Source organism: Candidatus Hydrogenedentota bacterium (assembly GCA_019695095.1).
Lineage (GTDB): Bacteria > Hydrogenedentota > Hydrogenedentia > Hydrogenedentales > SLHB01 > JAIBAQ01.
Genome location: JAIBAQ010000114.1, coordinates 1 through 19,042, shown reverse-complemented (window position 1 = coordinate 19,042; position 19,042 = coordinate 1). Strand labels below are relative to the sequence as shown.

Below are 19,042 nucleotides of genomic sequence, written 5' to 3'. Positions count from 1 at the left end.
AGCCAAGGCCGTGCCGCAAGTTCATCAAGCTGGCTCCACTCTTGCCGCAATCGGGCTTCCAGCGCGAATACTCCAAAACGAACACGCTGCGCAAAGGGGATGGGGGAGAAGCGCAGCAGGTCGAGCGGAGAGGTGAAGGGGTAGGTGACGCCGTCAAAGTGAAACCCCGTCTTGGGCCTTCGCCAGTTCAGACGGTCCGACAACCCCAATTCGCGACACAACTCGAAATAACCGTGATCCGCGCGGCATAGGAAATGGTAGTAGCGCTCAACCTGAGCGCCATCGAAATCGAACGTGGAGATCAGTCCCCCGACTTCCGGGCCTCGCTCGAAGACCTCGACGTGGAGACCACGTTTCGCCAGCGCCAAGGCCGCCGCAAGCCCCGATATCCCTGCCCCTATGATCCCGACTTTCGTCTTCATGTTTTCCGTTGTCGATGGTCCCGCCGGTCACTATACTTTGCGCAGCCTAACATAGGGGGTAAACGCGTTGCAGCCTTTAGCACACGGCACGAACCTTGCCGGACCCGCATTGACTGATGCGAAGGACTCAGCGACGGAGCGGGGCTCCACATTTCGCGGCAATCCGGTTTGGCTGCTCTCGCTGCTTCCAGTCCTTGTGGCTGTGTTCATCTGCTTCCACTATGGATTCGAAGCGCCGTACATGGATCAGTGGGAGTTAGTCCCGCTGATGGAGAAGGCATTTACTGGGCAAATCGCATTCAGTGACCTTTGGGCGCAACACAACGTCCACCGCATTCCCATTCCAAAGCTGATCATGCTCCTTCTAGCCCGCGTGAGCCATTGGGACACGCGATGGGAACGCGCGGTCAGTATGATCTTCGCCCTGTCCGCCGCCGCGCTGCTTTTCCGATCATTTCTGCGAGCCGGCCGTGTCACAAAATTTGCACCCTGGGCTTGGCTCGTTATCACGACACTGTTCTTTTCCGCCGCGCAATGGGAGAACCTGCTGTGGGGGTGGCACCTTCTCATCTACCTCAATGTCCTCGGCGCGATTCTCGTCTGCGGCGGGTTATCAAGCACCGATAACGGGGGGGCTGGCGTTGTCTTCGCGGTGCTCGGAGCCATACTCTCCGTTTTTTCCTACGGTAATGGCCTTATCCTTCTTCCTGTCGGGATGGCCGTGCTCGCGCTTTCCCAATGGAGCACCAAGCAGCTATCGCCGGGGCGATTCCTCGCATGGGCGTTTACCTCGTTGCTCATGGGCGGCGCATACGTTTGGGACTTCCACAAACCCTCGTACGACCCATCCTACGCGGGAGTGGTGACGTCTCCAGGGCAATACGCCTATTACGTGGCCGCCTACTTGGGCGCGCCATTGGCCAGCTTCGACCCTCGGCCCGCAGCCATAATGGGCGTAATCGGATTCTGCGCCTACCTAGCAGTACTCATCATGCGGTTGCGAACGCGCGGCCCTGCCAACGCGATGTTGCTCTTCGATGGTCTTGCCCTTTACGCCGTTGGGACGGCGTTCCTGACTGCTACAGCCCGAACCGGGTTTGGCGTTGTGCAGGCATTGAGTCCCCGCTACATCATGTTCTCGTCGCTTCTTTGGATTGCGCTGGCCGTGCACTTGAGTCAGTTTGTTGGCGCGAATGCAATCCCGCGAATGGCCGCGCGACTTGCGGCGCTCGCACTACTCGTCATTGGTGCTGCTGCCGCGGCAAATTCGGCGCTCGGTGTGTATCGCTGCGATGAACGCCACGACGGGCACATCGTCGCGAGAGACGCACTAGTCTCCGGCGAATCGACGGAGCTTCTTCGACGCCTCTATCCTGACGAACAGGTGGTGCTGAAAGGGCGAGAGACTCTGCAGAAGTACAAACTGAACGTGTTTCGATGAGCCTCGTACCAACTGCTGGCGTTGTCGTACTGAGTCGCAACGCTGTCGCCTTATGCCAATTGACCTGCCCTTCTCCCTGACGTATCCTTTCGCTTTCGGCAATGCAGTAAAGGATCTTCCAATGGCATGTGAAGCAACGGCCTACGCGCGAGCGGGCCTTATCGGCAATCCCTCAGACGGCTATTTCGGCAAGACGGTTTCGTTCATTATTCGAGATTTCGCCGCAAAAGTAAGTCTTTACGAGCACCCGGAAGTCGAGATTGTCCCGAGCATGCGCGACCGGTCGGTCTATCGGTCCATCCGCGACCTGGTCGACGACGTGCGCGCGTACGGCTACTACGGGGCCATCCGCATCGTGAAGGCCACCATCCGCAAGTTCTCCGACTACTGCGATTCCCACGGGATCACGCTGCCGGACCAGAACTTCCTCATCCGGTATCGCACGACGATCCCGCGGCACGTGGGTCTCGCTGGCTCCAGCGCCCTTGTGACGGCCACGTTGCGCTGTCTGATGGAGTTCTATGACGTCGAAATTCCGAAGCACATTCAACCCAACATCATTCTCAGCGTGGAAATCGAAGAACTCGGCATTTCAGCCGGTCTCCAAGACCGCGTTATCCAGGTGTACGAGGGGTGTGTGTTCATGGACTTCAATCGCGGCGTTATGGAATCGCGCGGCTACGGCGAATACGAGGAAATCGATCCCGCACTTCTGCCCAATGTCTACATCGCCTATCGGACGGGCCTGGCCGAGGGTTCGGAGGTCTTCCACAACAACATTCGAGAGCGCTGGAAGAACGGCGATCCCGAGATTATCGCGGCGATGCAGGACTTCGCCAGCTACGCGCAGAATGTCCGTGACCTGCTGGTGTCGGGACGCGGGGCAGAGATTGGTCCTTGGCTCGACAAGAATTTTGACCGCCGCAGATCCATTTATCGCATCGCCCAGGACCAAGTCGACATGGTCCTGCGGGCGCGTTCCGTCGGGGCCAGCGCAAAGTTTGCGGGTTCGGGCGGCGCAATTGTCGGCACCTACGAGGACGAGGCCATGTTTCAGAAGCTCGTCAAGGTTTTTGAAGGGCACGACACGGCGGTACTGAAGCCAACAATTCTGCCCAACTCGGGAAACTAGCGCGGATTGCTCGCGATCACACCGGCTACGAGATAGTCTCAGTGTGTTCATCAGGAACCCTGCGCCAGCGAGAAGAGGATTGTCTCAACCGTGTGGCAGGCATCTTGCCTGCCATTCGAAAGACTCCCGCCTAAGCAAACCGCTTCATGTACTGGAGGCTCTTCGTGGCAATGGCCTCGGGGCCTGGATCGAAGATAAACACCTCAACCGAGACGTAACCCTGATAATTAATGTCTTTGAGCGCCTCGAAAATGGGCCCAAAATCGACATCGCCCCAACCGGGGCCTTCGAGGTTGGCATCGTTCGCATGGTAGTGCGCCAGATACTTCGCGTGCTTACGAATTGTAGCCGGACGTCCCTCAGGTTCCGTTGTCATCGCTTTTGTATCAAGCAACAACTGGAAGTTCGGGTGATTGATGCGCTCGATGAGCGTGACCGTTTCCGCGGCGCTCTGACAGAAGTTCGTCTCGGCCTCGGTCAAAGGTTCCATACAAAGAATGACACCACGCTCTTCAAGCGCGGGCAGCGCCTTCTCAAACACTTCCACCGCGTAGTCGAACGCCTGCTGATACGCGACACCTTCCATCACGCTGCGCTGCTTGGGAGAACCGAAGATCATCTTCGTTCCACCTACGTCGCCGCAGAAATGGGCCAAATCGATGATGTACTGCGCCGTGCGGTCACGTACCTCCTTATCGGGATGCGTCAGGTACATTCCATCCGGCCCAACCAACACCCAGTGAATCCCAAGGATCTCGAGGTCTGCCTTTTCCGCCGCGCGAACGATTGTACGCCGCGTCTCGGGTGTGATATCGGTCACGTATTTGGAGAGTGTGAAGGGGGCAATTTCCAAGCCGTCGTAGCCAATCTCTTTCACGTAATCAATGGTGCGCTCAATGCTGTTCCAAGGCTGAAAAATCTCATTGCAGATGCCAAACTTCATGAAGCGGAATTCCCCCGTGACCGTTACGCGACCGAGTGCGCCTCGGGCTTATACAGGCTGACCTTGTTGCCGCCCGATCGCTTTGATTCATACATCATGCTGTCGGCAAGTTGAATAAACGACTTGACCGACGTGCCCTCACGATACTCGGCAACACCGATACTCAGGGTCAAATGATCTTCAGTGCGCCGCGCCAGCGAAGCCCGAATACGGTCGGCGACTCGCGTGGCTTGCTCCCCATCCGTTTCGGGGAGGAGAATGGTGAATTCATCGCCACCGTACCGGAACCCCAAGTCGACGTGTTCGCGCGTGCATTCGACTACCGCGTGACCCACCGCCTGTAGCACACGGTCGCCTTCGAGGTGACCCTTCGTGTCGTTGTAGCGTTTGAACTGGTCAACATCGAACAGCAGCAGCGACAGCGCGTGGCTCTGACGGCGCGCACGCTCGATTTCTATGGGGATGCGATCGTAGAAATACCGCATGTTGTACATCCCCGTAAGGCTGTCCTTGATGGACATTTCTTTCAACTCTTTTTCGAGCTGCTTCTGAAGAGTGACGTCCTTGCAAATCGCCAGAATCGAGTGAAGGGATCCATCCGGTTTGCTCACACTCGACAGCGAGACGATGACCGGCAGCGATGTCCCGTCTTTGCGCTTCAACTCCGTTTCGTAGTTCTGGAGCCGCCCTTCTTCGTGCAATTTGCGGCGGAGATATCCCATTTCATCGGGTCCGCCCACGTATAACTGAGCAACATCCGAACCGACCAGTTCCTTCGGGCTGAAGCCCAGCATGTGCAGAGCGCCTTCATTAATGAAGGTGATATGGTCGGTGGCGTTTGAGGTGATGATGGCGTCGAGCGTGCTGTGGAGCAGACTCTCAAGGTACTGCTTCGTCTCGCGCAGTTCGGAGTTCACTGCTTCGAGGTGTTCTGTCGCTTCCTGCACGCGCAGTTCAAGATTCTCTTGATAGCGGCGATTCTGAATGACAAGTTGGCGCTTCTCGAGCGCTCGCGACGCCGCCAACCCCACTTCTCTCAAATTGAAAGGCTTGACGACGTAGTCATCTGCCCCCGAATGCATAGCCTCGATGGCGCTGTTGATATCCACCATTCCCGTGACAACGACGATCGCCAGATCCGGGTCCATCTCTTTTGCCCGGCGAACCATCTCGATGCCGTTCATTTCCGGCATGTTCAGGTCGGTGATCATCAAGCTGAAGCTTTGAAAACGCAACAACTCAAGAGCGCGGAGGGGCGACGTTTCTCCTGTGCACTCGTGGCCCAATTCGGCAAGGTGGGCCCGCATCACATCGAGCACAGAGGGCTCATCGTCAATCAGAAGTATGGGTCCATCAACCACGTTAGGAGTGCCTTTCGGCTCGCTGTATACCAAAAACGCCGCGGACACACGCGGCGATTGGAGTACAACGTGGGTTTACCCGTGCGGTTACAAGTACTTTACAACAATAATCATGACGGCAATTGAGCCAAGCCCCAGGTATTTCTGGGTCTTGGTGGGCTTACGAGGGTCGTCTTTCGCGAACTTGTTATTCGCGAAAAGCCCTTCCATGCCCTTCTTTTCGGCAAGGCTCTGGTCGCCGCCCTTCTTGGGGGCGGGAGCTGCCGCTGCCAATGCCGGATCGGCGATTGCCGCAATCACACACACCACCAGCGCACACAGAAAAACGACTTTCAGCGCTTGTCTCCAGTCCATGGCTACTCACGCTCCTTTCGTTGGCACTTTCCTTCTAACTCAAGTGTACACGCCAACGTATGGGGAATGCAATGCCTTAGCCCCCTCTGCGGATACGAACCCAAGCAATCGGACTGACTCACCCAACCGCCTCCAATAGGCATTGCTGCGTCCATGCACTCAAAATGGAAGAGGGCGGCCCGTAGACCGCCCTCAAAACTGCGAAATCTGACGAATTCAGTTAGCTTACCTTGGCGCGCAATGCCTCGATAATCGCTTGAGCTTCCTTGTTGTCGCTCGTCTTGCGATCATGCCAATCAGGATAGGTCAGCAGCGTGACGCCATATACCTGCTGCAAGGTCTCTACCGTGACCTTTGTGCTATTCGCGCTAACCGACTCCAACTTGATCGACAGTTGCGTGCGCCGAGGCGTGAAGAGTTTCAAATAGCGCTTCATGTCCGTGAACGCTACGAATTCTCCGCGCTTGTCACGCGTGTAGATCTCAAGATCCATTTCGCGCAACACAGCTTTCGTGGCCTGCCACGTGTCATCCAAGTTCTTGTTGACCGTAATCGTGTCTTCCATGGCGAATCCGCCCGTGTCGCGCTTGGCGTGCGCGCAACCGGGAAGAACCATGGCAACCAGCAGTAACGAACAAACGATGTATCGACTCAGTGTCATCATCATGCGTAAGTCCCCGTTTGACTGCGGATTGTAGCACAGACCCGTGAGGGCTTCAAGCACGCAATTTGCAGCAGTACATCTCAGCGACCTCGCGATTCGTTTTCCCGCAAGACGTTTGAACATGTTTCCTTCCTTTGCTACGCTGTCTTGTCCTATAAGGAGTTGTGAATGTCCATGGAGTCCCCGCAGGCATCGGTGCTCGTCGTAGACCGCGATCCCTTCGTCACGCGTTCCATTATGGCTTTCCTGGATGAGCGGGGCTACGAGGTGGAGTGGGTCGATGACGGTGAAAAGGCCTATAACCGGCTCGATGACCGTACCTTCGACGTCCTAATTACCGACCTGAATGCCCCACGCATAAATGGCATGCGTCTCATGGCCGTCGCCAAGGATCGCAATCCTGAGATTACCGTTGTCCTTATTACTGAAGAACCTGATGTGGAACACGCTACGGAGGCCATGCGCCAAGGGGCCTACGACTTCCAGACGAAACCCCTTAATCTCGGTAGACTTGAAGCGGTTATTCAACAGGGTCTAGGCCGGCAGCGGCTGGTTCTTGAACAACACGAGTTGCGCCGCCGCCTGGACGAGCAATATGGCTTGGGGAGTCTGGTAGGCAAGTCTCGCCAGATGGTGAAGGTTTATGAGGCCGTTCGCCAGATTGCACCGTCGCGCTCAACTGTGCTCATACAGGGAGAAACGGGTACGGGCAAGGATTTGATTGCCCAAGCCATCCACACGAACAGTACCCGCAGAGACGCGCCGTTCGTCAAGCTCAACTGCGCCAGCATCCCTGAAGCCCTCGTAGAGAGCGAGCTGTTTGGCCACGTGGCCGGCGCCTTTACCGGCGCCAACAAGGCTCGCGCCGGGCGTTTTGAAGTGGCCGACACGGGGACGCTGTTTCTCGACGAAGTGGGGGAGTTGTCTCTGGGATTGCAGGCAAAGCTGCTGCGTGTTTTAGAGTCGCAGCAGTTCGAACGCCTTGGAGATTCGCGCACCATTTCGGTCGATGTCCGTTTGATCGCAGCCACCAATCGGCCCCTGGAAAAGATGGTGGAAGAGGGGCATTTCCGCAGCGACCTGTACTATCGCCTGCGTGTCGTGACCATCGACATGCCCGCGTTGCGCGCGCGCCGCGAAGACATCCCGCGCCTCGTGGACCATTTCTATCGAATTGCTTGCGACTCGAACGGGAAACAACTCGAAGGCATTACCCGCAACGCCATCGACGTGCTTCTGCGCTACGATTGGCCCGGCAATGTGCGCGAACTCAAGAACATCATTGAGGGTATGGTCGTGATGGCCCGCAACGGTTCCGTGCTCGACGTTGCAGGCATTCCCGAGCACATCCGTCGCAATACGATTCCCGAGGTGCGCGAAATTCGCATTCCTACCGGAGCGACCATGAGCGAGGTCGAACGAATCGTTATTGAAGAAACCATGAAGGTCTGCGGATACAACAAAGAGAAATGCGCCAAAGTCCTGGGTATCGGCCTTCGCACCCTCTATCGCAAACTGAAGGAATTTGACGTCCGCTAGTGTAGTGAATCGTAATTAGGGCAACATATTGGTTGACCCAAGGATCAGTCAATAGCGGCGGAAAACAGGGGAAAACAGGGGAAAACAGGGACTGACACAAGCGCAGGGAGGCGGACAGCCTGTTTTCTTGAGTGCCGTAGGCACGGCGGACTCCAGCCTGGCGCGGCATAGCCGCAATTAGAAGAGACTATACCACGGATGCACACCGATGAACTCCGATGGAGAAACCAAATAAGCGGCACGGCTCCCTTGGCCGCGAGCATCTACACTATTTCCAGCCTGCGGCATACACCACGCTGCGCGAATTTCCCTCTTGTCATTCCGAACGGGGGACCGCGCGAGAGCGGGTTTCAGTGGTAGAAACGAAACCCAAGCGGACAGCCTTGACAAGGAAGTGGGCAATATACCCTGTGCTTCGTTCGCAATTACTCAGACAGCGTCTTCTCTGGAGTGCCGTAGGCACGGCAGACTCCAGCCTGGGGTGAGATTCGCGTCACTGACGCGAATCGAAACCCCAGGTTCCAGCCCCCACCCAACGAGTGCCCTGTCAGGGCGCAAGCACCACGCCGCAGTCATCGACTACGGCTACCTGGGCCACATTTCGAGAAGTAGGCTCATGCAGGGTCTGTTGCGTTTGGACTCACACCGCGCTCGTACCTTGAACGTCAGTCATGTTCTTTGTAGCGCCCGCTCTCTATGGCGGGTGTCTTCAGGCTAGGGATGTCGCACCTTGTGGCGCAGCCGCCCTCGGCTGCGATTCCGTAGCGCCCGATCTCCGCCGACACACCTGTCGGCACGCCGGGCGTCCCCCAGCGCTCGCCGAGCGCGGCGCGGATAACCGCAACCTCTGTCGTGGCTCAGCACATCCAGGCATATCCGTAAACCACGGCCAACACGCAACCGTTCAACAACTTGCTCCCCAAATACGCAACTTTTTAACGATCTTGAGGAATAGGGACCTGGGGCAGAGATTCGCAATGATGTTTTGACTCGGCACTCTGGAGCGCTGCAAGCGCGAAATGCCCCAGGTACCGGCTCAGCCCGTCCCCAAGGGCGCTGACTCGCCATCGGAGTGCAAAAAAAAGACCAAGTCGGCTTCACTACCCGACTTGGTCTATCGCTTGTGTCGTTGTCCCGGGATCCTTACGGCGCCCGGCGCCCTGCAGGCTATTCCGCCTTGGGCTCGCCTTCTTTCTTCGCGGGAGCGTCAAGCGTCTCTTCTTTGACGCCCTTGATGCCTTCCTTGAACTCGGTGATGGCCATGCCCAAGGACCTGCCCACGCCGGGGAGCTTTCCCGCGCCGAATATGACAAGGACGATGACCAATATGATGATCAACTCCGGACCGCCTGGTAATCCCATAATTTTGTTCTCCGGCTGCGGACTTCAGGACACCGCAGCAATGTTGCCTCTATAGACAGAGTATAGACGTGCGCTTCAGGTAATGCAAGCCGCCACCGTTTGTATTTTTCAGTACAGGGGTCTCATAGGCTAACACAAAATGTGGTAGTGTGTCCAAGAAATATTGACAATTGCTTTCCCATATTGGTATTCTTTGTTTCGTTACGTTGGAGGCTTGTTGACCCCAAAAGGAGGATGTTCGATGTTTATCTTGTTTCTTGCTTATCTGTTCGATGTGCTGTTTGGCGGTTTCTCGTTCCAGATTCCGATGCTGCCGTTCTAAGCATTCAGCAGAGACGATCTGAGGGGGCACCTGCTTAGGTAGGGGCCCCTTATGTTTTTCCCCCCAATTGTCGTGGTGTCAACAAAACACAGTTGACATCGTGCGGAAGGGTCTGGTACCCTACGACGGTTGGAACTTGGCTTGTCAACGGATGGAGGATATCGACATGTTGTGGATTCTCTGGCTCTTTTTCTGGGTTTTCGTCGGCAATCAGATCACCCCGTTCTTCGTGGGTCTTGCCAGCGGTTTCTAAGAGACCGATAATTCCGCGAATACTGCCGCCGACCCTTGGGTCGGCGGTTTCGCTTTTTTTACCCTGCTGCCGTCTTTAACGTGTCGGCCGTGCGGCTATCCCTGATTTCTCACGAACACACTTGAACTTCTCTCGTAACCAGTGTGTTTGCGAGACTTGCGGCGAAAAACTAAGCGGTTCTCCGAAAACAGCGTGTGTTCGCGACAAATCCTCACGGCATAACCTCCAAGTCTTGCACGTGAGCAATTTGCGTCGGCGAACAATCGCGCCGGTGCAAATCGTGGACTATTTCACGAAGATCTCGTCCAGTGCGACCTCGCGTATAGTCCCAGCCTTGGAGAGTGCCTCCATATCCATCTTGTTCTTCGTGCCCACCACTGAAATCATCTTCGGACGTCCGGTAATCCTCTCCCGGTAAAAACCAAGCATCGTCTCCATATTCGACGCTTGAATCTGCTCAAATCGCTGCTTACGCGGGTCACCCGTTAAGCCAAGATACTCCCACGTACGAACCGCAGGCAGGATTTGGCGGAATCCGAGCTTGGATGCCCGGTAGTTGCTGATCAGCGAATTGCGTGTCTCCGCAAAACGCGACTCGGACACCGGCAGATTATCCATAATATCGATAAACGTCGTCGTGGCCTCGGCCGCCTTGTCAACCTGCGTCCCTATTGTCCCCATGAGAAGGTCCATGTCACCGAGCCGCTCGCCCCTGCTGTAGACGGCCCAGGCGGAATAGGCCAGTGCGCGGGCCTCGCGCAACTCCTGGAACACGACCCCGGCCATGCTGCCGCTGAAATAGTTGCTGTAAAGCTGCCCACCCACGAAGTCGTTCTCGTCAACCAGACCCGTTCCGAATTCGAGCCGGATTTGTGCCTGCGCCATTTCTTTGTCGAAGAAGTAGATCTCATTGTGCTCGGGCGTTCGCGGCGACAAGTGGCGATAGGGAGGGGGATCGGCAAGCGGCGCATTGCAGGGGAAGCTTCGCTCGAACACCTCTTTCACCCGTTCGGGCGAGAGTGTGCCTACATAGTAGACCGTTGCCTTGTACCCCAAGAGGCCCTTCACCAACGCATAAAGTTCTTCTGCGGTCAGTTGCTTGAGGTTCTCGGAAGGCAAGGCCCGAAGCATCGGCGATTCGCTGCCGTACTTGTTGTACAGCGAGAGCGCATTCGCGATGACCGGCGCGTCCTTCTTCGCGTCTTCCCGTTGTACCAGCGTAATGCGGATCAACTCGTCCAACGCGGCCTTGTCGCTGGTAGGCGAGTTTAACGCCTCAGCCATAAGAGCCATCGTCTTCTCAAAGTTCTCGTCAATCCCGGAGATCGATAGTGAAGTCGTCTGGTCGCCGGAACCTACTCCGAAACTTGCCCCGAGCTTGTACCACTCCTTCTTCAAATCGGCCGGGCTAAGCCGTGCCGTGCCCGACTTGTCGAGCAGGCCCGTGGCTATTCCAAATCGATTGTCTTCCCAATTGCCTACGTCGACGGATATGGTGAACGAAAACAGGTCGTTTACCGGATTGGAGACGTGGTAGAGCTTGGAGCCTCCAGGAAGTTCCACGACCCTATAGTCTTTTTGCGGATCGACGAAGACAGGCTCGATCTCCTTAACCGGCATGGCCAGTATCTTCTTCGCAAACTCGGATTGCCGGTTGGGATCGATGTTGATCTTGTCAATGGCGGGCTTTTCGATACGCGTCACTTCTTGTTGTTCATCGACGCGATAGCCCGCAACGTAGTCTCCCTTGAAGTACTTCTTCGCGACCCGTATTACGTCTTGTTTCGTCAGCTTCTCCATGCGCGCAATCTTTGCGATGGTATGGTCCCATTCTTCGTGCGAAATGAAGCTGCTCCGCATCATCTTCACTCTCGCCTCGTCCGATTCGAGTCCTGCCTTCAGGCCCTTCTTGTAGTCGAGAATGATGGCGGGTACGACCCAGTCCTCTATCTTGCCCTGCTTCACAAGCTCCACCTGCTCCAAGAGTAGTCTCTCGACGTCCTCCAACGACTGGCCGTCTTTGGGGATTCCCCACAGGAATTGCGCTCCGTAGTCATTCTGGATCTCGGGGTATGCCCCGGCGCTTCGAACGCGCTGTTGCTGGTTCAGATTGAGGTCGATGAGACCCGCGGACGCGTTCGATAGAACCATATCAAACAGTTCCAAGGCATCCGCGTCCCGGCTGTCTTGCGCCACAGTCCGGAATGCCAACAGCACGTAAGGCTCTCCTTTGTACTTCACGGTCAGCCGCTCCGGTCCGCGTAGCGGCTTCTCACGCCAATGCTGGGCCTTCGGCAGCTTCTTGGGTTCCCAACGTTCGAAGTAGCGCTCAATAATCGCCATCGTGGCGTCGACGTCAATGTCGCCGGAAATACAGATCGCCATGTTGTTCGGTACGTAATAGGTGTTGTAGAAATTGTGAATGTTCACCAAGGACGGCTTTTTGAGGTGTTCCACAGAACCAAGCACTGTCTGCTGGCCGTAAGGATGGTGCTTATACAAGACGGACGCCACGGCTTCCCAGAAGCCCCATTCCTTGTTGTCCATCGACCGGTTCTTTTCTTCATACACAATCTCGAGCTCCGGCTGGAATAGACGAAACACGGGACTGGAAAATCGCTCCGATTCGATTGCCGCCCACTGCTCAAGCCGGTTGGACGGCAAATTGACCTTGTACACCGTCTCTTCCACGGAGGTGTGTGCGTTCAGGCCCGTGCCGCCCATGGTCTTATACAGTTTGTCGAGTTCGTTGGGAATGGCGTATTGCGCTGCCAATTGCGATTCGCGATTGATCTCCGCATAGATTGCCTTGCGCTTCTCAGGGTCTGACTCGCGAAAATGTTCCTCATACAGTTCTGTAATCCGATCGATATGACTGCGCTCTGCCGCATAATCGGTTGTGCCAATGTTCTCCGTCCCCTTGAACAGCAAGTGCTCCAGGTAATGTGCCAATCCGGTCGTTTCCGGAGGGTCGTTCTTGCTGCCTGCCCGGACGGCTATTTCCGCATAGAAGCGCGGCGACTCGTGGTCTTCGGTCAGGTAAACCCGCAGTCCGTTGTCCAATTCGAAGATTCGAACCGCCATCGGGTCAGCCGTGTTGGGTTTGTGGATTTCGCGGTACCCAGCGTTTGCCGAGGCGGCAAAGAGCACTACTGCACACACGACCGCTGCAAAGACTCGACGTATCACCATGGGGGCAATCTCTCCCTTCGCGTTACGCGACATCATGGAATGCGGATACCTTACTCCCGTTCATGCTCATTGAGACGGGGCCGCTGCCTTCTTGAAGAGGAACAAATGTTGAGAGGGAAGGCTCTCAATCAACTGAGCTAACACAAATCCCGCCGCTTTCCACTCCCGAGTCACCTGCTCCACGGACATTCGGTGCTCCAACTTGATGTGATTGGCCGAATCGCCCTCCAGCCGGTACTCAACCAGGGCAACGCGCCCTTCCGGTTTCAGCAGGGCATGGATTTTCGCCAACATCGCCGACGGTTGCTGAAACTCATGGTAGACGTCCACGAGCAGAACCCAATCCGCGATACCCGGCGCCACCTTCGGATCGTCCTCAGTTCCCAGGACGGGCTCAACGTTGGTGATGTCTTCCTGCTTGCACCGCTTCTTTAACTCCTCAAGAAACTCGGCCTGAATATCCACCGCATAGACCTTGCCCGAGGGCGCTACGCTTTTGGCAAGCCGGCGGCTGAAGTAACCGGACCCGCATCCCAAATCGACTACCACATTGCCATCCCGAAGACTCATAGCCTTCAAGACGACATCGGGTTGCTCTTCCTTGTCGCGCTCGGGCCGCTCCAGCCAATCGACGCCCTCATGACTCATGACCGGCGCGGGTTTTCGCTCGGCCTTGGCGGCTTCGTCGCCCGCATAAACATATGCGGATAGCCCAGCCATCGAGACCAGCCCGGCAATGAGCATAGACCTAAACGGCATGTTTATCGCTCGAACTGAGTACACTCGGATCATAAATTGAGCCTCTTATCCGCAGCCTTTGCCGATTCCCAAGACCTTAGCCCAGACTTCTCACGAACACACTTGAACCTCTCTCGTAACCAGCGTATTTGCGAGACTCGCGGCGAAAAACAAAGCGGTTCTCCAAAAACAGCGTGTGTTCGCGAGAAAGCCTCATGGCATAACCTGAACGTCTTGCACGTGAGCAATTCGCGCCGACGCTCAATCGCGCCGGTGCAAATCGCGAACTATGGTGTACTCTCCGAATCCACAAAGGCAAGCCTCAACGCGCTCCATGTGGACAATTCACGCCGGCGTTCCGTTGCGCCGTGCAAATTGCGGGATGGCACTGATGCTGATACACTATCTACGGTCTTAGTTTGCTGACTCCTGGAGAAGCCATGCACAGCCGAACGGAACTCGTCTTTCGTGGGACAGATCGCTATTACCTCGATCCCGAATTGGCGTCTGTTGTGAATATTTCTCTCGCGATGGAGAAGCCGCTGCTCCTCACCGGCGAGGCGGGCACGGGCAAGACCCAACTGGCGCTCGAAGTCGCGCGCGCCTTGGGTATGAATACCGAGATCCTCCGCGCAAAGTCCACCATCAAAGGGGAAGAAGCCTGCTATACACAGGATACCGTGCTTCGCCTGAACGATGCCCGCTTCGGAACCGGCACCACCGGCCGAAATGTCGACCGCTTCTTCGATTATGTGATCTGGGGTCCCATCGGACGCGCCTTTCTCGCGGATACGAAGGTGGTGCTTCTTCTGGACGAAATCGATAAGACGGAGTCCGATGTTCAGGACAATTTGCTGGATATCCTCGACGAGTGCCAATTCACGATTCGCGAAGTTAACGAGACTATCAAAGCCCGGGTTCGACCCGCGATATTCATCACTTCCAACGCCAAACGCGAGCTCTCGGATCCGTTCCTGCGTCGTTGCTACTGCCACCACATCGCGTTTCCTTCCCCGGAGCAGATGCTTGAAATCGTCAAACTGCACTATCCTCGGACCAACGCGGGGTTGATGGAAGCCGCGATTACCATCTTCTACGAACTGAGGGAACGCGGTTTTGAGAAACCGCCTGCCACCAGCGAATTGCTGAACTGGATTGGCGCCTTGGAGCATACCGGTTTGCGACCCGATCCAAAGAATCCCCCTTTGATTGGCGTGTTGCTGAAGCGAGCCGGTGATATTCAGTCTTTCCGCGATGGCGGACGCTCCCGAAGGTTCGCGTAAACCCTCGCCACGCCAGCGCGCATCTTACCGGGAGGAATAACCCGGAGTCTCGATTATGGCTACTACCGCAGTCAAGCGCCGCACGCCCATCTTGTTGTGGCCCATCATTTTGGCATGGAGACTTGTCACCTACATCGTCAAACTGACCGGGATTCTGGTGGCCCTCGTGCTGGGCGTCATCTTCATGTTTGTCGGCTGGATTCTGATTTCGTCAGTCATAGGAGCACTGATAGGCGTCCCCTTGTTCATCCTGGGGCTGCTGATCACCGTCCGCGCACTGTACTGAAGCGCACCCTACTTGCCAAAAACGACGAGCTTGAACCAGAGCTGGACCAACTGGCGCAAGGTGCGCGCCAGCCTGGGGAAGTTGAAGAACTGAGAGCGTCCATGTGCGCGCTGGAAGTGGTGTACCGGCACTTCCACAATTCGGTAACCACCTTTCTTAATCCTGAACATCAACTCCACGCATATCGTGCCGCTGTCGCTTTCCAGAGTGAAGTCGTCAAACATCGAACGGCGTAAGAGACGAAAATCACAGTCCGTGTCGCGCACGCGAATACCGAAGATGAGTCGAACGAAGTGGTGGTAAATCCGCCCGATGACGATCCGGTGCAGCGGGTCGCCGCGGGCGATCTTGTATCCCTGGACAAGGTCGACCTCCGGCCCCGCCTGCTTGTATAGCTCTTCAAGTTCGCGCACGTCGTACTGCGCGTCGCCGTCCGTGTAGAAGATCCATTCACGAGTGCCCGCCGCGAACCCGCTCCGCAACGCACCCCCATAGCCTCGATTCTTTTCGTGATGCAACACACGAACGGACGGAAAGCGACGTTCGATTTCGTCCAGCACGGCGCGATTCCGAGGATCATGACTTCCGTCGTTGACGATTGTCACGTCGTATTCGACTCCAAGCCGTTCCACCGTCTCAAGGGTCAACAAGACCATGCTCCCCATCGTTCCCCAATCGTTGTAGAACGGATAGAAGACGGAAATCCCCGGTTTGACCGCACGTTCCGGCGCTTGCGCGCTCATTTCACGTATTCCGTCATGCGCGATCCGAAGTAGTCCCGGGTTGACTCCAATCCCTCTTTAACGGACGTGCGTGGAGCCCAAGCAAGCGTATCCCTTATCTTCCGATTCGAGACCGATATGTTTCCTACGTCGAGTCCTTTCCAGTCGTTGTCCCACGAAACGTGCGCTATAGAGCCCTTCCCAATGGCGTCTATGACCATCTGCGCGAAATCCGTGATCGCGTGCTCTTCATCTCCCGACGCAAAAAAGACCTCACCCCAACTCGACTGCGACGTCGCCGCAGTCAGAATCGCATCCACGCAATCGTCCACATACAGCACATTGCGCTTTTGACGACCCTCACCGAATATCGTCAGCTGCTTGTTCTGAAGGGCCTGTCCAATGAAGAAGTTCAGCACTCCGGATTGACTGCTCTTAATGTTCGCTCGCGGCCCAAAGATGTTCGCGAGCCGCAATACACACGTCTTCAATCCGTACACGCGATGGTAGATGAGATGGTACTTTTCCGCGACACTCTTGTTGGCCGAGTAGATATCGAGCGGAAATTCGGGGTGGAGTTCATCAATCGGGCTATGCACCATCTGGCCGCACTGCGTACTCGTGCCGATGTACACGACACGCGCATCGGGATTGTCTTTGCGCAGACATTCCAGGATGTTCATGACTCCACGGCAATTCACGTCAATGTCGAAGAAGGGATCTTTCAACGAATAGGTGTGAGACGTGTGGCCCGCGCAATTGATGACGAAGTCTTGCTCGACAATGACGGGATTCACTAAGGTGAAGTCCCGGACGTCATTGATGATCGTTCGAATCGCATCCTCGTAGCCCCTGATGTTTGCAGGGTTTCCGCCGCCCTGCGACATCAGCGAGTCGAGTACCGTGACTTGGGCTCCCAAATCACAACATCGAATGGCCAGGTTGCTTCCAATAAAGCCAAGTCCCCCTAAAACCAGGACCCGCTTCCCCTTTAGTGATTTCACCATTCCGCGTGCGCTTCCCAAAACTGACTCATCCAAGACCGTTCAATCGCAGTATAGGTAAGCCATAAGGGACGATCAAGACCGCATTTGTCCTCTGCGACGCGATCGCTTGAGTCGCAGATTTGACCCGGCGTTCCGGTTGCGCATCATTGATATGCGCCCCGCGCCTGTTCTACGATCTGTGAGGGTAAGGGTATCTCGCAGCCCAATGACATAGGTCAATCGCGAATACCGCCCTTCCCATCGAACCACGTGTTCGACGAATTAGAATGGACGCCTCCCGGTGGCAGTCGCGGCCGTTCGTACTCAAACGACACAACAAAGGACACCCATGGCTGAGCAGTATATTTTCACGATGATTGGCCTCAACAAGCACTACGGCCAGAAGCATGTTCTGAAAGACATCTACTTGAGCTTCTTTCCCGGAGCAAAGATTGGCATCGTCGGTGAAAACGGCTCCGGTAAATCGACCGTGCTGCGCATCATGGCCGGGCTCGACGAAGAGTTTCTTGGGAAAGCGGCTTTGTCAAAGGGGTACGCTTCAGGCATGGTCGCTCAGGAGCCCTTGTTGGACCTCAGCCTTTCGGTGCGCCAGGTTCTGGAATCGGCCTTTTCCGACACCATGGCGCTGATGAATGAGTACGAAGCCATTGCCGCGAAGATGGGGGAGCCCCTCTCGGACGACGAAATGCAAGCCGCCATTGATCGCATGGGCGTCCTCCAGGACAAACTGGACGCCGCCGATGCCTGGAACCTTGACCAACGTTTGAACCAAGCCAGTGAAGCCCTTTGCCTTCCTGATGACGATCGCATTGTGGGTTCGTTGAGCGGCGGGGAAAAGCGGCGCGTAGCCCTGTGCAAAGCATTGCTTGAGCGCCCCGACCTGCTCCTCCTCGACGAGCCGACCAACCATCTCGATGCGGAGACCGTGGACTGGCTCGAAACGCAACTTCGCGATTACCCGGGTACGGTCATCATCGTCACCCACGATCGCTACTTCCTCGACAACGTAACCAAGTGGATACTCGAACTCGAAGGCGGTCACGGTATTCCATGGGAAGGCAACTACTCGTCGTGGTTGGAGCAGAAACTGACCTTGCTCCTCACGCAAGAGAAGGGCGATTCGGCTCGCTCGCGCGCTCTTCAGCACGAATTGGGCTGGATTCGCATGAGCAACAAAGACCGCCACGAACTCACACGCGCCCGCCTCGCTCAATACGAACAACTCGTCGCAAGAGAATCTGCTGTGGGTAAGGGCGACAACACGGTCATTCAAATTGCCCCAGGACCCGAACTGGGCGAGCAGGTCATCGAGTTCAAGAACGTAACGAAGCGATTTGGTGACACCACGCTCTTCCAAGACCTCAGTTTCATCGTGCCCAAGGCGGCCATCGTGGGCATCATCGGTCCCAACGGCACGGGCAAGACCACTCTCATGCGCATGCTCGTGGGCCGCGAGCCTGCCGACGAAGGTGAGATAGTGACTGGCGCGACCGTGAAGATCGCCTATGTCGACCAGGAACGTGAAACGATCAAGGGCGATTGCGGCCTGCTCGAAGAAGTGGGCGGCGGTGCGACGGATGTAACACTGGGAAAAAGGACGGTGCCCATTCGTCAGTATCTTTCTTGGTTTGGATTTCGCGGCGCCGATCAACAGAAGCGCGCCAGTGAACTTTCCGGTGGCGAGCGCAACCGCTGTAACCTCGCGAAGTTGCTCAAGGAAGGCGCAAATGTGCTCCTGCTGGACGAGCCGACCAATGACCTTGACGTCAATACACTCCGGCTCTTGGAGGAGGCTATTCTCAACTACAGCGGCTGCGTCCTTGTGACCAGCCACGATCGCTTCTTCCTCGACCGTATCTGCACACACCTCTTGGTATTCGAGGGAGAAGGCAAGGTCCGTTGGTTCAAAGGGAACTATCGCGACTACGAAGAGTGGCGCCTCAAAGAACTGGGCAGCAAACTATTCGAAAACCGCCGCGCCCGCTACCGCAAGATCGTGAAGTAATTCTCCAGGCAACAAA

General features: G+C 56.1%; 16 protein-coding genes. 6 read left to right on the top strand and 10 right to left on the bottom strand.

Annotated features, from left to right (window positions below):
- Positions 1 to 422: FAD-dependent oxidoreductase (locus K1Y02_17325; GenBank protein ID MBX7258126.1), on the bottom strand; the 422-nt coding region annotated here is incomplete at its 3' end.
- A 67-nt stretch (positions 423 to 489) separates the two neighbouring features.
- On the opposite strand from K1Y02_17325, the gene K1Y02_17320 reads away from it, so the two are divergent.
- On the top strand, positions 490 to 1,863 hold the full coding sequence (locus K1Y02_17320) for a hypothetical protein (protein MBX7258125.1): 1,374 nt from the start codon (positions 490 to 492) through the stop codon (positions 1,861 to 1,863).
- Between the two features lie 121 nt (positions 1,864 to 1,984).
- On the top strand, positions 1,985 to 2,995 hold the full coding sequence (locus K1Y02_17315) for a GHMP kinase (protein ID MBX7258124.1): 1,011 nt from the start codon (positions 1,985 to 1,987) through the stop codon (positions 2,993 to 2,995).
- Positions 2,996 to 3,125: 130 nt separating this feature from the next.
- Here the strand turns inward: K1Y02_17315 and K1Y02_17310 are convergent, their stop codons facing one another.
- From K1Y02_17310 to K1Y02_17295, 4 genes are all read right to left on the bottom strand, one after another.
- Positions 3,126 to 3,938, bottom strand: coding sequence for a sugar phosphate isomerase/epimerase (locus K1Y02_17310; protein ID MBX7258123.1), 813 nt, complete (start codon positions 3,936 to 3,938; stop codon positions 3,126 to 3,128).
- A 23-nt stretch (positions 3,939 to 3,961) separates the two neighbouring features.
- Positions 3,962 to 5,299 carry a diguanylate cyclase gene (locus K1Y02_17305; GenBank protein MBX7258122.1) on the bottom strand — a complete coding sequence of 446 codons (1,338 nt, stop codon included), beginning with the start codon at positions 5,297 to 5,299 and terminating at the stop codon, positions 3,962 to 3,964.
- Between the two features lie 87 nt (positions 5,300 to 5,386).
- Positions 5,387 to 5,653 (bottom strand): hypothetical protein, encoded by a 267-nt coding sequence (locus tag K1Y02_17300; GenBank protein MBX7258121.1) that lies wholly within the window; start codon positions 5,651 to 5,653, stop codon positions 5,387 to 5,389.
- Between the two features lie 220 nt (positions 5,654 to 5,873).
- Positions 5,874 to 6,440: a DUF3568 domain-containing protein gene (locus K1Y02_17295; protein ID MBX7258120.1), complete on the bottom strand. Its 567-nt coding sequence runs from the start codon at positions 6,438 to 6,440 to the stop codon at positions 5,874 to 5,876.
- Positions 6,441 to 6,485: 45 nt separating this feature from the next.
- On the opposite strand from K1Y02_17295, the gene K1Y02_17290 reads away from it, so the two are divergent.
- Entirely contained in the window at positions 6,486 to 7,856 is a 1,371-nt protein-coding gene (locus tag K1Y02_17290; GenBank protein ID MBX7258119.1) for a sigma-54 dependent transcriptional regulator, read from the top strand.
- Between the two features lie 1,167 nt (positions 7,857 to 9,023).
- Here K1Y02_17290 and tatA read toward each other — a convergent pair.
- From tatA to K1Y02_17275, 3 genes are all read right to left on the bottom strand, one after another.
- Entirely contained in the window at positions 9,024 to 9,218 is a 195-nt protein-coding gene (gene tatA, locus K1Y02_17285; protein ID MBX7258118.1) for a twin-arginine translocase TatA/TatE family subunit, read from the bottom strand.
- Between the two features lie 860 nt (positions 9,219 to 10,078).
- Positions 10,079 to 12,985: an insulinase family protein gene (locus K1Y02_17280; protein ID MBX7258117.1), complete on the bottom strand. Its 2,907-nt coding sequence runs from the start codon at positions 12,983 to 12,985 to the stop codon at positions 10,079 to 10,081.
- 66 nt (positions 12,986 to 13,051) lie between these two features.
- Positions 13,052 to 13,744: a class I SAM-dependent methyltransferase gene (locus K1Y02_17275; protein MBX7258116.1), complete on the bottom strand. Its 693-nt coding sequence runs from the start codon at positions 13,742 to 13,744 to the stop codon at positions 13,052 to 13,054.
- A gap of 419 nt (positions 13,745 to 14,163) precedes the next feature.
- On the opposite strand from K1Y02_17275, the gene K1Y02_17270 reads away from it, so the two are divergent.
- Positions 14,164 to 15,006: a MoxR family ATPase gene (locus tag K1Y02_17270; protein ID MBX7258115.1), complete on the top strand. Its 843-nt coding sequence runs from the start codon at positions 14,164 to 14,166 to the stop codon at positions 15,004 to 15,006.
- A gap of 55 nt (positions 15,007 to 15,061) precedes the next feature.
- The gene (locus K1Y02_17265; protein MBX7258114.1) at positions 15,062 to 15,292 is read left to right on the top strand and encodes a hypothetical protein; all 231 of its coding nucleotides are present in this window, start codon (positions 15,062 to 15,064) and stop codon (positions 15,290 to 15,292) included.
- Positions 15,293 to 15,300: 8 nt separating this feature from the next.
- Here K1Y02_17265 and K1Y02_17260 read toward each other — a convergent pair whose 3' ends face one another.
- Complete coding sequence (locus K1Y02_17260; protein ID MBX7258113.1) at positions 15,301 to 16,035, bottom strand: glycosyltransferase family 2 protein; 735 nt, start codon at positions 16,033 to 16,035, stop codon at positions 15,301 to 15,303.
- Positions 16,032 to 17,021: an NAD-dependent epimerase/dehydratase family protein gene (locus K1Y02_17255; GenBank protein ID MBX7258112.1), complete on the bottom strand. Its 990-nt coding sequence runs from the start codon at positions 17,019 to 17,021 to the stop codon at positions 16,032 to 16,034. Before K1Y02_17255 ends, K1Y02_17260 begins: the two co-directional genes overlap by 4 nt.
- 328 nt (positions 17,022 to 17,349) lie before the next feature.
- On the opposite strand from K1Y02_17255, the gene ettA reads away from it, so the two are divergent.
- Complete coding sequence (gene ettA, locus K1Y02_17250; protein MBX7258111.1) at positions 17,350 to 19,026, top strand: energy-dependent translational throttle protein EttA; 1,677 nt, start codon at positions 17,350 to 17,352, stop codon at positions 19,024 to 19,026.
- Positions 19,027 to 19,042: the final 16 nt, after the last annotated feature.

Bases quoted from the DNA above. Each gene is read 5' to 3' on its own strand.
- K1Y02_17315 (MBX7258124.1), top strand. From the start codon at position 1,985: ATGGCATGTGAAGCAACGGCCTACGCGCGAGCGGGCCTTATCGGCAAT.
- K1Y02_17310 (MBX7258123.1), bottom strand. From the start codon at position 3,938: ATGAAGTTTGGCATCTGCAATGAGATTTTTCAGCCTTGGAACAGCATT.
- K1Y02_17300 (MBX7258121.1), bottom strand. From the start codon at position 5,653: ATGGACTGGAGACAAGCGCTGAAAGTCGTTTTTCTGTGTGCGCTGGTG.
- K1Y02_17295 (MBX7258120.1), bottom strand. From the start codon at position 6,440: ATGTTCAAACGTCTTGCGGGAAAACGAATCGCGAGGTCGCTGAGATGT.
- K1Y02_17290 (MBX7258119.1), top strand. From the start codon at position 6,486: ATGTCCATGGAGTCCCCGCAGGCATCGGTGCTCGTCGTAGACCGCGAT.
- tatA (MBX7258118.1), bottom strand. From the start codon at position 9,218: ATGGGATTACCAGGCGGTCCGGAGTTGATCATCATATTGGTCATCGTC.
- K1Y02_17280 (MBX7258117.1), bottom strand. From the start codon at position 12,985: ATGGTGATACGTCGAGTCTTTGCAGCGGTCGTGTGTGCAGTAGTGCTC.
- K1Y02_17275 (MBX7258116.1), bottom strand. From the start codon at position 13,744: ATGCCGTTTAGGTCTATGCTCATTGCCGGGCTGGTCTCGATGGCTGGG.
- K1Y02_17270 (MBX7258115.1), top strand. From the start codon at position 14,164: ATGCACAGCCGAACGGAACTCGTCTTTCGTGGGACAGATCGCTATTAC.
- K1Y02_17265 (MBX7258114.1), top strand. From the start codon at position 15,062: ATGGCTACTACCGCAGTCAAGCGCCGCACGCCCATCTTGTTGTGGCCC.
- K1Y02_17260 (MBX7258113.1), bottom strand. From the start codon at position 16,035: ATGAGCGCGCAAGCGCCGGAACGTGCGGTCAAACCGGGGATTTCCGTC.
- K1Y02_17255 (MBX7258112.1), bottom strand. From the start codon at position 17,021: ATGGTGAAATCACTAAAGGGGAAGCGGGTCCTGGTTTTAGGGGGACTT.
- ettA (MBX7258111.1), top strand. From the start codon at position 17,350: ATGGCTGAGCAGTATATTTTCACGATGATTGGCCTCAACAAGCACTAC.